We start from the raw sequence: 14,109 nt of genomic DNA, 5'->3' as shown, positions 1-14,109 counted from the left end.
TATATGTATGCACTTACATATATTAAAAGCAAAAAAAATCCCGCACTTAAGAAATCTCTTACTAAGTAATAAGCTTTGATTTCTTAACTACGGGTTTTAGTATAAACCTTGAAGTCGACTTCAAGTCAAGGCGTAATTAAAAATATATTTCATGTATCTGATTATAGGCAATAACAAGCCAATACATAATGCGAGTGCATATACTATGACTTAATACTTCACCTCGACTATTAGATTCTTTACTAAGGAGTATTTTAAAAATTTCATCAGTAGTGACTGTCTTAATGGCTGAACCAAAACAAGAATCATGATTTAAGATAACCCGATCAGCAGCTGTAAATAAAAAGACTTCATGTTCTATGGTAGTATCTTTATGACATAAAGTCTTTAAGGTAGTTTCTTTTTCTTTGCCTAAAAGTTCATTCGTTACTACTTCATCTGGCTCATAGGTTAATAATTTAGTATAGTTCTTGCTTTCTAAACATTGAGAGCCACCGCTTTTTACCTGTATATAGATTTCCTTACCTGGATTTTTAGGATCTAATAATATGCATTCATACGTAGCCGTTTGCCTTTTATTTGATGACGGCCAAGGAATATAGCCATATGTATGATAGAGCCAAAAACAAAGTAAATCTTCACAGTCATCAGTGCCTAAAAGATTAAAAAATCGCTCTTTAAAAGCGCTGTAATACGCCTCAGTTTGATGGGCATCAGCTGTTTGACGCATCTCAGATAGAGACTCTTTAATCGCTTCTACAGTTTGCCACAGCTGATTATGAAGTGGCCTATAAAATGGCTTGTGAAGTGGCTTGTGAAGTAGTTTATGAAGTGGCTTAGATGTTCCATTAAAATCTTGTATCACGACTTGCTCTATATACTTACTATATGCCGCTACTGCCTCCTTGCCCTTTTCAATGCATTGCACCGTATTCCCTCTAAAAGCAAAGGCCCTTACAACAGCACCAGGTACTTTCGTTTCATCGCCTACATGTATCCAATATGCTATGGGACGCTGTAAATAATCATGATGATCTTCGCCAATCTTTTGTTCTTTGTGATATTTAAAAATAAGTTCATCACTGCATATCTTGCCTAAATAATATTGGCTTCTATAAGTAATCCATACATAATCACCTATTTTTATTTTATTTACAAAAGCATTAACACTCGTTTTTCGCCCTTTTTGCCCTTCATATAAGGCATAATTTTGCACGATTTCTTCATAGGCCTCATACGTATTAATTTCAATAAATTGCTGTTCTAATTGCGCTCTACATATTGAGCCAAATCCATTAAGACTATTGGGATGATTAGAAACAATAGTATCGGGCACATAAGGAGGCCAACCGATGGCAATCATATGATTGTCCAAACAAAGCTTACTATTCGCGTCTTCAGTTGTTTTGATACGCCATATATTTGCCATTCGGTCCCCCTATTCCATAACTAACTTCAAACTCAATGCTCTAATAAAGCCTTAATATCTTCAACCATGGCTGCTGGTTCTAAACCATAGCGGGCATATAATTCCTCTTTAGGCACGCGATCATTTACTTCTTTTTCCATGCCATAATTAAGTACTTTCATTGGAGTAGCCCCATAAAATTGCGCCACTTTTTGACCATAACCGCCAGCTAATACACCATCTTCTAAGGTAACTACGATGCTATGATCTTTCTGTAAGGATGCCAAAGTGTCTTTATCTACATCAGAGGCTAAACGAGGATTAATCAATGTCGCTTCAATGCCTAATGTCTCTTGTAAGGCCTGACGCAACGCGTCTCCTAAACAATAAAATGGTCCAAGCCCTAAAATGGCCACTGTACGTCCTTCATGTGTTATTTCATTTTTTAATTCACCAGTGAACATACCACCACTTGGCTCATTGCGAACGGCACCAGTAACGCGAATTACTACAGGATGGTCCCTTTGCTCCATGGACCAATCAAGCATAGCTAATACTTCATCTTTAGAAGCAGGACATAAAATCACAAGATTAGGAATACTCCCCATCATGGCTAAGTCAAACGCCCCTGTATGAGTCGCATCAGTTCCTGCAATTCCACCACTTAATCCATAGGACATAATGGTAGCAGGATTACTATTTAAACAAAGGTCTTGACTTAATTGATCATAGGTGCGAGATAGAAACGTACTATTTTCTAATACAACTGGTTTCGCGCCATTTTTAGCAAGCCCCGCAGCCATAGCAATCATATGCTCTTCTGCAATGCCTACATCAAAAAATTGTTTGCCTGCCTTAGCCCGGCGCTCTGGATTAAATCCCGATGTTCCAGGAATAGCTGCTGTCATAGCAATAACAGTAGCATCAGTTTTCATTTTCTCTAGCAAATGATCTGCTACCACGCCAGCATATGTAAGGGTGGTGCCTTTTTTAGGCTTATGGGCTGCATTAATATAATGAAAGGATTCTTTATCCGCCTCAGCTTCAGCCCAGCCTTTGCCCTTAGTGGTTACAACATGAATTAAGCTTGGTCGTGGCACATCTTTAACAGTGTTGAAGGCCTTTACTAATTCCTCTATATTATGACCATCTTCAACAAAATAATAATCAAAGCCCATAATTTTAAAATAATTAGTTTCGCATTGCCCCTTAGTATCACGCAATTCTTTAAAATGCGAATACATACTGCCCACATTAGGCGAAATGCTCATATCATTATCATTGAAAACAACGATTAAATTACTCCCTAAGGTAGAACCAATATTGAGTCCTTCCATAGCTTCGCCGCCAGAAAGGGCCCCATCACCTAATACGGCAATAATATTTTCATTACTCCCTTTTAAATCCCTAGCTTTAGCTAATCCCGTAGCTAAACTAACTGATGTGGAAGTATGACCGACGGAGAACATATCATGTTCACTTTCTGATGGATTTGTATAACCAGAGTATATGCCATATTGTTCAGGATCAACAAAACCCGCTTTTCGACCTGTTAGTATTTTATGAGTATAGGATTGATGTGATACATCAAAAACAATCTTGTCCTTTGGCGAGTCAAATACATAATGTAAAGCTACAGTCGCTTCTAAAAAACCTAGATTAGGTCCTAAATGTCCGCCCACAGCCTTCATATTAGCGATTAAGGCCTCTCGAATTTCCTCACATAATAGCGGTAATTCTAAGAGAGATAATTGTTTTACATCACTTGGTGTATGAATCCTATTGAGTAAATTCAAAAAACTCATCCTTTCAATGGACTGGGTCCAATTTCGTCTCACATATTATATATACTTTCTATTATATATAATTTTACTTAAAAGCGCGAATGAAAACACCATTCAAAAATACTAAAAAGCCGTAACAGTCAAAGGCACCTAGGCTTAGGTGTTTCATAGACCATTACGGCTTTTATATTTGTATTTCATCCTAATATTGATTTAATAACTAGCAGTGATTTTATTATTTATCATAATCACGAGCTAAATCAACTTCTTCAAGAGGAATTACATGGGTTTTATTTTTTGTTTTATAACCAAAGTATACGAGTAAGAATACTGGAATACCAATATAAGCTACACTGACGCCATACCAATCAATGGTATCACCCATAAATGCTGTATAGTTCTGACCAGCCATAATAATAAGGCAAAGAACAATAGCAAAAATAGGACCAAATGGGAATAATAAAGCGCGATATGGAATGGATTTTATATCCTTTCCTTGTGCTTTAAAAGCACGGCGGAAACGATAATGTGCAATGGCAATCCCTAGCCAAGCAATAAAACCACTCATCCCACTAATATTGATGAGCCAAGTGTACGCGGCCCCTTCACCAATTAAGGATGTAGCAAAGGCAAAAATACCAAATGCAGCCGTTGCAAATAAGGCATTAGATGGTACGCCACGGGAATTTAATTTAGTAAAGATCTTTGGCGCTTCTCCATTTTTAGCCATAGCATAGAGCATGCGAGTTGACGCATATAGACCGGAGTTACCAGCAGATAGTACGGCCGTTAAAATAATGGCATTAATAAAGCTCGCTGCAAAGGCAAAGCCAAAGCGATCAAGTACTAAAGTAAACGGACTAATGGACACATTTTCTACACTAGATTTTAAAAGATTAGGATCATCATAAGGAATTAAGAAGCCAATGACGATAAACGCACCAATATAGAAAATCAAAATGCGCCAAAAAATTGAATGAATGGCTTTAGGAATATTCGTTTCTGGTTCTTCTGATTCCCCAGCGGCTACACCAATAAGCTCAGTGCCTTGGAAGGAGAAACCAGCTACCATGAAAATAGCTAAAATAGAACTAAATCCACCTACAAAAGGAGCTTCCCCACGTGTCCAGTTTTCAAATCCTGGTGAATTACCACCAACTCCAATAATGAGCATAGAGCCTACAAATAAGAAAACGAACACTGTAATAACCTTCATGCTGGAGAAAATATATTCACTTTCCCCGAAGGAACGCGTGGATAGATAATTCATCAAAAAGAGAGCAATTAGAAATAAGGCCGACCACATAATAGCAGGAATATCTGGAAACCAATACTTCATAATCAAGGCACCAGCTACGAGTTCTGCTGCCAAAGTAATGGCCCAGTTAAACCAATAATTCCAACCAAGGGCAAAACCAAAGGCTGGATCTACATAACGAGATGCATAAGTGCCAAAGGAACCTGGCACTGGTAAATAGGTGGCCATTTCCCCCAAGCTAGTCATTAAAAAGTATACCATAATACCTATAAAACCATAGGCTACTAAAGCACCACCAGGACCAGCTGTACTGATTACTTCCCCGCCGGCTACAAAAAGGCCTGTGCCGATAGAACCGCCGAGGGCAATCATATTCATATGACGTGATTTTAAACTTCGACGTAATTTATTATCCGAAGATAGTCCATCCACGTAAACATCATCCCTTTCTCAATTTACAAATCAAGGTTTCTCACCAAGTTCGCATTGTCTTCTATAAATTTACGACGAGGCTCAACCTTGTCACCCATAAGTACACTAAATATTTTATCCGCTTCAATGGAATCTTCTAAACTTACCTGTAAAATCGTACGATTTTCAGGATTCATAGTAGTTTCCCAAAGTTGTTCCGGATTCATTTCCCCAAGACCTTTGTATCGTTGAATGGTAATATTATCACGACCAATTTCATCTAATTTAGATGCCATTTCTGCATCGCTATACACATACCAATGGCCCTTACCTTTTTTAATTTGGTATAAAGGTGGCTGTGCAATATATACACGACCTTCTTCGATTAAAGGTTTCATATAACGATAAAAGAATGTAAGCAATAAGGTACGAATATGCGCGCCATCTACATCAGCATCTGTCATAATGATAATTTTATGGTAACGGCTCTTATTAAGATCAAAATCTTCCCCAATGCCTGTACCAAATGCTGTAATCATGGAGCGAATTTCATTATTTGCTAAAATCTTATCTAACCGTGCTTTTTCTACATTTAAAATCTTACCGCGAAGAGGTAAAATCGCTTGGTAACGACGATCGCGACCTTGCTTAGCACTACCGCCCGCAGAATCCCCTTCGACAAGATAAATCTCTGTCATAAGTGGATCTTTTTCTGAACAATCAGCCAATTTACCTGGTAAAGAGCTAATTTCAAGGGCATTTTTACGGCGTGTTAATTCGCGCGCCTTACGCGCTGCTTCACGAGCACGATTAGCTGTAGTCGCCTTATCAATGATACGTTTAGCTTCAGTTGGATGTTCTTCTAAGAAGACCTTCAATCCTTCTGATACTACCGTATCAGTAATTCCCTTCACCTCACTATTGCCAAGCTTTGCTTTCGTTTGGCCTTCAAACTGAGGATTTAACACTTTAACGCTTATAACAGCAGTGAGACCTTCACGCACATCTTCACCGGACAAATTGGCTTCATTTTCTTTAATAAGTCCAGCTTTGCGACCATAGTCATTAAGTGTGCGCGTTAAAGCACTGCGGAAGCCACTTAAGTGGGTACCACCATCAATGGTATTAATATTATTTACAAAGGATAAAATATTTTCACTATACCCATCATTGTATTGAAGCGCCACATCAACGACTACATCATCGCGTGTATTTTCCATATCAATGATCGTAGGATTTACAATATCCTTGTTTTCATTTAAAAATTGTACAAAGGATACAATCCCCCCTTCATACATAAAGCTTTCCACTTTATCTTCTTCTTCGCGCTTATCCGTTAATGTAATGCGAAGACCTTTATTTAAGAAAGCTAATTCTTGAAGGCGTGTGCGAAGTACATTGAAATCAAAAATCGTAGTTTCAAAAATTTCAGCATCTGGTTTAAAAATAACCGTTGTACCTGTGTCTTTAGCCTCTCCAATAACAGTTAAGGATTGCTTCAAATGGCCTCGTTCAAAACTAATTTCATGTTCCTTACCATTTTGACGCACTTTAACTATAGTCCATTCACTAAGGGCATTAACAACGGAAATACCTACGCCATGAAGACCACCGGATACTTTGTAGCCGCCGCCACCAAATTTGCCGCCTGCATGAAGTTTAGTTAATACGAGTTCTACAGCGGGAATCCCTGTTTCATGCATCCCTGTAGGAATACCACGACCATTATCGACTACAGTAATGCTATTATCTTTATTAATACTTACTTCAATATGAGTACAATAGCCAGCTAATGCTTCGTCCACACTATTGTCAACAACTTCATATACAAGATGATGTAAACCTTTAGCTGAAGTACTACCAATATACATACCTGGACGACAACGAACTGCTTCAAGACCTTCTAAAACCTGTATATCCTGAGCACCATAATGTTGTTCTGCCATACTTTCTCCTCCCTAACACTATATATTAGTTTTGACTTCATATGAGCCAAAACTCTTATTTCATTGTTATAAGCCAGCTTAGCTTATATTCCATAACTAAGCTGGCTTTTATTCTGTAAAATACATTTAATTATACTATGTTTTTATTTTTTTGTGTATAAAGACACCGGAATTCCCTTGGATGCTTTAGCTAATCGTTTACCTACGCCCGTAATAGACATACTAAGAGCATAGATCGTGTCCACTGTAACTAAATAACTCTCCACAGGTTCATCAGGGAATACATAAACTACCCGTGCATTATTCCATTGTTTATTACGGCGACGTTTTCCCTTAATAAGCGGAATCGTCTGTACCACGGCGATAATATCATCCATGGCCACACTATACGTGTCAGATATATGAACAAACATAAACTTCTCTTTCTTTGAAATAATACAGATGATATACATGATAAAATACTTTAAATTTTTTATATTTTATACTATTTTATCAAACATTTCTATAATTTTGTACCTATTTCTTTATTTTTATTATATTTTTCGTTAACTTTATAATTTTTATCAAAATTTTTTCTAAATAATCACTTTTTATTTGAAAAATTGGAACCAGAATTTGTTTTAAACTCTGGTTTTCGATATTTATTAGTTAAATTGACTACAAATTTAGGTTCTAATTGATCCGCTGGCTTAGCTGTAATTAACATAGCCGCCATATAAAGATCATAATTATCTTTTGAGCCTGCTCTAATTTGATTTAAAAAATGGTAAATCATATTGCGCTTGGCTTCATTAAATTCCTCCATAGAACAATGAGGAAACATAGTTAATATATTATCGTATTTCCAATAGGGATACTGGAATAACACTTCCTGAATATCGCTAATACGCACGCGCTGTGCTTTATTAATACAAGATTTACAAATAGTTTCTTCAGGACTAATCCATAAGCCACAGGATGGACAAGGATGATAGCCTTTGGCCTCCATGACATGACGATTTTTATATTGCTTAATTTGAGCCTCTCGAAAGACCTGACGCAGCTTTTCATTAGTAATTTGTGCGCAAGTGGCATCAATAGTCGCTAATTCTTCATCGCTGAGATTAATTTTTGTAAAATCAATGCGTTCTCGCTGACGAAAATCTTCCCATACGCCAAGAGGCTGTACTTTAATTTCTCGGATGGAGCTTTTTTTATTCATAACCGCCTTAATCTCTGTAATGATGGGACGATTATAATAGTTTGAATAAAATGTATTAATGGCCTTTAATAATTGAGGTGTAGCCATTTTTATTTCTTGTAGCGAAGCTGATGTATTGGCGCCCAATGTAATGGTAGGCGGTTTTATACTAATAATTTGGCAAAATCGACTGACCCGCTTGCTCACCACCTGAGGCCAATAATAATAGAGCTTCATAATGGGTACTAAGGCAAAAAAATCAAAGCCCTCATAGGAGCGCGTATCTTGAATGAAGTCCATACAAGCTTCAAAGGACTCTAATTTATTATTTCTCACCTGACTCACGCTCCCCACAATGAATAATCATCACATCAGTTAAGCTTGCTACATCATCTAGATCAGTGGTTGTTATAAAGGTTTGTATCTTACGATGAATAAATTTAAGCAAATTCTGTCTTCGTTCTTTATCGAGCTCACTTAGTACATCATCTAAGAGGAGAATAGGATATTCACCTACTTCAGACTTTATAAATTCTAATTCACTCAATTTTAGAGACAATATGGCCGTACGCTGCTGACCTTGAGAGCCAAAACGCTTTAAATCCATAGAATCAGAAAAGAATTTTAAATCGTCCCGATGGGGTCCAATGGACGTAGTCATGCGCCGCCGGTCTATGGGTAGATTCTCTTGTAAGAGCTCATAAAATTCCTGCGGCTCTACAATGAGTTTTTGTTTTTTATAGGATTGCTCATATATAATGCGCAAATTTTCCTTGCCATTAGTCAAACGACGATTCATTAAATCTAATAAAAGATTAATTTTTCTCAAACTGTCCAAGCGTTTTTTCACAATGAACGAAGCCGTTTGAGCCAGTTGCTTATCCCATTCCTCAAGATGTAATTGCGCCTTACCATATGAATCTTTTAAGACTTTATTGCGCTGCTGCAAAATCTTATTGTACATATGTAATTGTTGATAATAGGTGGCACTAGTCTGAGAAATTTCAATATCAATAAAGCGCCGTCTAAGCGAAGGCGATCCCTTCATAAGCTGCAAATCTTCAGGACTAAAAATAACAGTATTTAACGTCCCCATCAATTCCTTTTGAGATATGCGATTGCTATTTAAGCGAATTTCCTTCTTTTCCTTGCCATTAAGACGCAAATTAATCTTATGATTTGTTTCTTTCTTTTCAAAAGTAAGCACTATACCGGCAGCTTCTTTACCAAATTGAATCAAATCATGACTCTCATTAGTACGATAGCTCTTTCCAATGGTACTGACATAAATGGACTCCAATAAATTACTTTTGCCCACGCCATTAGGACCATATAGAACCATAATAGCTGGCTTAAATTGCCATTCCTTATGTTCATAATTGCGAAAATTTATGAGTTCTAAAGAGTGAATGTTCACTCGTCAGCCTCCTCTAATTCAACCTGCCAAGAACCAACGCCTTCAATACTTACTACATCGCCAGGAAATACTTTTTTGCGTTTTTGAGTACATACTTCGCCATTGACCATGATGGAATTATCTTCTAATAAGAATTTAATTTGACCACCTGTTTCAATAATGCTTTCGAGTTTTAATAGTTGGTCTAATTTAATATAAGGCGTATGAATAAAAACTGGTGTATGTTCTTTCATAATATACCTCCTTGCATAAACTAAATTAATATACAAGGTAATTACATATACAAAACAGAATTTAGTCTGTATATCTATTTACTTTGTAGAGGGTAATACAAAATTATGTACTACCTCTCTATCTTAATTATATAGTAAATTTCTTACTATTGGGTGATTTTATTTACGAATTGGTGTTACTACATAGGTGTAGTTATTATTATTGTCTTGGCGAATTACAACAGGGCCATTTTGTTTTAAAAATAAATGAATGCGATCACCTGTGCTATGACGGAGAATATCACTAATATATTTACTGTTAAACGAAATAGTAAATGGCGTTCCTTTAAATTCACATAATACTTCTTCTTTAGCGGCCCCAATTTCAGCATTTTGAGTTGTTAACGTAACTTCGGTATCATTCCAATCGTAACGAATAACATTATATTCTGCATCTTTAGCTAATAAGGATACACGATCTACAGCGCCTGCAAAATCGCGGCGATTAAGTACTGCACTGGAATCAAATGAAGAAGGAATTACTTTATTGTAATCAGGGAAATTAGCTTCAATTAAACGAGAAATTAAATACACTGTATCAAAAATAAAGGCAACTTGAGAACGATTCCAAACAATGCGAACTACTGTTGGATTATCTGTAGGTAATAAACGAGATACTTCCGCTAATGTTTTAGTAGGAATGATCATGCGCATTGTATTATCAATAGGTGTATCTAAAGTTACTTTTTTAATAGCCATACGATATGTATTAGTAGCCACCATGGTGAGTTCATTATGGGAACTTTCTAATAATGCACCTGTATACATAAAGGCATTTTCATCAGTAGAAGCTGCATAATTAGTTAAATCAATCATTTCTTTTAATTGTTCACCATCAATATCAATATAATATTCGTCGTGAATTTGATCTACTAAGGTGAAATCATTAATATCCATAGTAACAAGTTTGAATTGAGATGAATCTGTACTGATTAATAATTGCTTAGTATCTTCTGTTGTTTCTAATGTAATAATATCGCTTGGTGTTTTGCGGATCCAATCTTGGAAATAACGCATAGCTAGTACAATAGTACCTTCTTCAATAATTGTAGCATCAATGATGATTTTAATGCCGATTTGATAGTCATTGGCTTGCATTTCTACTTTACCATTTTTTGTCGTAATATAAATGGAACCTGGTAGATTAGAACTTGTTTTGTTTTGACTAACTTTTGATAATGCATTAATTGCTTTTTGTAAATTTTCTTTTGAAAATTGAATTTTCATATATGCCTATGCTCCTTTATAAATAATAAATTGTTTAATTGGTTCAATTAAATAATCATCGTAGTAATAAGGCTTGTGTATAAGTGTAAAAGTCTCAGAAAGTGGCTTGGACATTGACTATACACATGTTCATAATCGTGTGACTGCAGAAAATCGTTTATCCACATAATCACATTTTGCAACTTGCTTTGTGCATATGTACCATTTTGAACACAGTGTAGACACAGGCTGTACACAGTATATCCACAGAGTTATACACAGGTGATTTTACATTGATTCTATAGAATTTAGTGCTTATGTACTCTATTAAAGATGATATTATAACTGTTTTATAATTAGATTTTACTTAATCATATAAGCTCTTAAAAAGCTATATTATCTAATTTATAGCTATATTACGTATTTTCTTGAATTTTTTTCTTAATATCCTCAATTGTATGCTGTAAATCACTGTCTTTAGCTAATTCTGCTTCTATTTTATTAAAAGCATGCAATACTGTAGTATGGTCTTTTTTACCAAAGGCGAGAGCAATTTGAGGATAGCTTTCATTGATTAAATCACGACATAGGAACCTGGCAATTTGACGAGGATGTGCATATTGTTTGTTCCGTTTTTTACTTACTAATAAATCTTTTTTGATTTTAAAGTAATCGGCAATAAAATCTTGAATATAGTTGATGGATAAGACGCGTCGTTCATTATTAGGTAGAAGATCTGCTAATACTTCAAGCGCATACTCCACTGTAATATGATTGCTGCGTCCTTCAATAGAAGCGACGGTGATTAATTTAGTAAAAGCACCTTCTAATTTACGGATACTGCCCATGCTATATGCTTGTGCTAAGAAGCGAATCACACTAGTGTCCATACGCAATTCTGGATTCGTAGTGCGTTCATTGTCTAGCTTAGATAATAGAATAGCTTCTAATACTTCTGGTGATGGTGGTTCAATAGTCGTTACCATGCCGGCAGCAAAGCGGTTTTTTAAACGCTCTTCCACATCGCCTAAATCTTCTGGCAATACATCACAGGTTAAAACAATTTGCTTATTTTTTAAGATTAAATCATTAAAAAGATGGAAGAAGTCAGCACGAGTACCTACTTTATTTTGGAAGGCTTGTACATCATCGAGCAATAACACATCAATATCATGAAAAATATCCTTTGGCACATCCTTATTATTAGTTAAGGATGATGTAAAATACTCTACATATTTTTGCGCTGGAATACACATGATGCGTGCAGCAGGATTATGCTTTAGTATTTCGTGACCAATGGCATGCATTAAATGCGTTTTGCCCATTCCACTTTGTCCATAAATATAATATGGATTAATCTTACCTGGCGTCTTAGCTACACTTTGGGCGATGGCCTTATTTAATAAGGTGGAGCCAGCTACAATAAAATTATCAAATGTATATTTTGGATTTAACATGGAGGCCGATAGAATATTTTCTTCCTGTTTGGTGAAAGATTTCTTAGGCCAGGAGTTCATTGTTGATTCAATAGGAGCACCTTCTTGGGTGTGGCTCATGGATGCAGTGTCCGCATTGGACTTACTATAAGTAGCCGTTGGTGTCATATCCTCTTCAGGGAAGAGACTTTCTTGTGGGATATGAGGCATTGAATGCTTCCGTGGTGGCTCAATATATACTGGCTCTTCATAGACTGGTTTAGTTGCTAGGGAATTGGTTTTAGTTGTTTTTTTAGGCTCAAATCCCAATTTATGGGCCATTTCTTCATAGCTACCAATATATTCCTCTGATGAATTGCTAGATGAATGAGTATTTCTTGAAAGGGATAACTCATAGGAGTCATCTTCGTAGGATGGCAGAGGTTCACTAGGTACTACATTGATAGGATCATGATTTGTATAGGAACTTATATCCATCGGACTTTGATGAGCTGGTGCGGTAGTAGCCGTATCAGCTAAGGTTGCATGCGGAATATGGGCCGGTGTTACATCTACTGTTGATGCTTTAGGCATTACTGGTTCTACAGTTTCATGAAAGTCATTAGCTTCTACCGCTTCTGTATAATCAGTAGTGGTACCAGAATTGCTTACATTAGTATCTGTGTCCGTCGTATGAGTTGCATAGGTATCAGTTATGTTAGTTTCATCACTTGGTTCATCATCTGAAATACCATATTCAACGCTGGTAATGACAAAGTTAATAGATTGATTGGATGTAGGATTAACCTCTTTCCAAAGCTTATTGATAGAATCTTTTAATTGACGACTAATCCGTGCGTCTTTTTCAATTATTTCTTGAATGTAGTTTTGCATCGTAGTTAATACGAGTTTATTATTTTGTTCGTCTAGCTCTACAGGTAAGAGCCAATAAATGGTGGTCTTCCAAATTTGATCAGGCAATCGCTTGCGCGTGTCTTCTCGTACTTGGCTCCAAAAATCATTGAGATCAATGAGGGGCATGTTGAGTCCTTTCCCAGAGTGAATACATGTGAATATCTTTTTGATAATATTACTAATTGATGTGGATAACTTCTTGAAAATGTGAAAAAGAGACAAATAAAAAGGTTATTACAAGCGTTAAACACGGGATTTTTACACTTATCAACAAAACTGTGGATAAAAAGTGTATAAGTTGTGTATATCTTGTTTATAACCTATAGAGTTAATCACATGTATTAAAATTCTGATTCTTATATTTTTTATTATTCTTATCCATTTCATTTTATCAGAAAAGCCCTACCTTGTCATGATGCATTATGGAGACAAAGGGCTTAAAACAAGGCTTGAAAACTTTTTTAAAGCCTATGTAGTATTTAGCCGTCTCAAATTTATAATTTTAATACCATATATAAGATGCAAAAAAAATATAAAATTTGTAAAAATTTTTTCCATTTTGAATTGTAACTATAATTAATTGTTTTAATTTAGGAAAAACAGCAGTATTTCTAGCTTTTTTAGCGATATCCTATTGACAGAAAGGCCCTTTATACATATACTTATACTGTTATGGTATAAGTAATTACTAGACCAATCTCAAGGAGGTGTTTTATACATGAAACGTACTTATCAACCAAATACGCTTTGGAGAAAACGTACTCATGGTTTCCGTGAACGTATGAAGACTATTGGTGGTCGTCTTGTTTTAAAAAGACGTCGCGCTAAAGGCAGAAAGAAATTATCTGCATAATATAATAGCTTTTAGGCAGGAGAAAAAACTTGGCGCTGCTGCCA

Annotated in this window: 11 protein-coding genes; 1 reads left to right on the top strand and 10 read right to left on the bottom strand. The window is 35.9% G+C overall.

The genetic code is table 11. From position 1 onward, the window contains the following. Positions 1-136 precede the first annotated feature (136 nt). From Q0376_RS02060 to dnaA, 10 genes are all read right to left on the bottom strand, one after another. Positions 137-1,429, bottom strand: coding sequence for a hypothetical protein (locus Q0376_RS02060; protein WP_298703533.1), 1,293 nt, complete (start codon positions 1,427-1,429; stop codon positions 137-139). Positions 1,430-1,461: 32 nt separating this feature from the next. Next, complete coding sequence (locus Q0376_RS02055; protein ID WP_298703531.1) at positions 1,462-3,213, bottom strand: 1-deoxy-D-xylulose-5-phosphate synthase; 1,752 nt, start codon at positions 3,211-3,213, stop codon at positions 1,462-1,464. A 214-nt stretch (positions 3,214-3,427) separates the two neighbouring features. After that, positions 3,428-4,828 carry an amino acid permease gene (locus tag Q0376_RS02050; RefSeq protein ID WP_298703566.1) on the bottom strand — a complete coding sequence of 467 codons (1,401 nt, stop codon included), beginning with the start codon at positions 4,826-4,828 and terminating at the stop codon, positions 3,428-3,430. 77 nt (positions 4,829-4,905) lie between these two features. Beyond that, on the bottom strand, positions 4,906-6,807 hold the full coding sequence (gene gyrB / locus Q0376_RS02045) for a DNA topoisomerase (ATP-hydrolyzing) subunit B (protein WP_298703529.1): 1,902 nt from the start codon (positions 6,805-6,807) through the stop codon (positions 4,906-4,908). 143 nt (positions 6,808-6,950) lie between these two features. Further along, entirely contained in the window at positions 6,951-7,220 is a 270-nt protein-coding gene (locus tag Q0376_RS02040) for a hypothetical protein (RefSeq protein WP_298703527.1), read from the bottom strand. A gap of 170 nt (positions 7,221-7,390) precedes the next feature. After that, positions 7,391-8,323, bottom strand: a complete 933-nt coding sequence (locus tag Q0376_RS02035) for a DciA family protein (protein WP_298703525.1) — start codon at positions 8,321-8,323, stop codon at positions 7,391-7,393. Continuing rightward, entirely contained in the window at positions 8,313-9,404 is a 1,092-nt protein-coding gene (recF, locus tag Q0376_RS02030) for a DNA replication/repair protein RecF (RefSeq protein ID WP_298703523.1), read from the bottom strand. Before recF ends, Q0376_RS02035 begins: the two co-directional genes overlap by 11 nt. Further along, on the bottom strand, positions 9,401-9,637 hold the full coding sequence (locus tag Q0376_RS02025) for an RNA-binding S4 domain-containing protein (RefSeq protein ID WP_298703521.1): 237 nt from the start codon (positions 9,635-9,637) through the stop codon (positions 9,401-9,403). Before Q0376_RS02025 ends, recF begins: the two co-directional genes overlap by 4 nt. A 159-nt stretch (positions 9,638-9,796) precedes the next feature. Next, positions 9,797-10,903, bottom strand: a complete 1,107-nt coding sequence (dnaN, locus tag Q0376_RS02020) for a DNA polymerase III subunit beta (RefSeq protein WP_298703519.1) — start codon at positions 10,901-10,903, stop codon at positions 9,797-9,799. Positions 10,904-11,298: 395 nt separating this feature from the next. After that, the gene (gene dnaA / locus Q0376_RS02015; protein ID WP_298703517.1) at positions 11,299-13,338 is read right to left on the bottom strand and encodes a chromosomal replication initiator protein DnaA; all 2,040 of its coding nucleotides are present in this window, start codon (positions 13,336-13,338) and stop codon (positions 11,299-11,301) included. Between the two features lie 592 nt (positions 13,339-13,930). Here dnaA and rpmH point away from each other — a divergent pair. Continuing rightward, positions 13,931-14,065 carry a 50S ribosomal protein L34 gene (gene rpmH / locus Q0376_RS02010; RefSeq protein WP_006555255.1) on the top strand — a complete coding sequence of 45 codons (135 nt, stop codon included), beginning with the start codon at positions 13,931-13,933 and terminating at the stop codon, positions 14,063-14,065. Positions 14,066-14,109: the final 44 nt, after the last annotated feature.

Origin of the sequence: uncultured Veillonella sp. (genome assembly GCF_937981445.1) — a bacterium.
In the GTDB taxonomy this organism is placed as follows: Bacteria; Bacillota; Negativicutes; order Veillonellales; family Veillonellaceae; genus Veillonella_A.
This window is presented reverse-complemented; position numbering and strand designations above follow the sequence as displayed.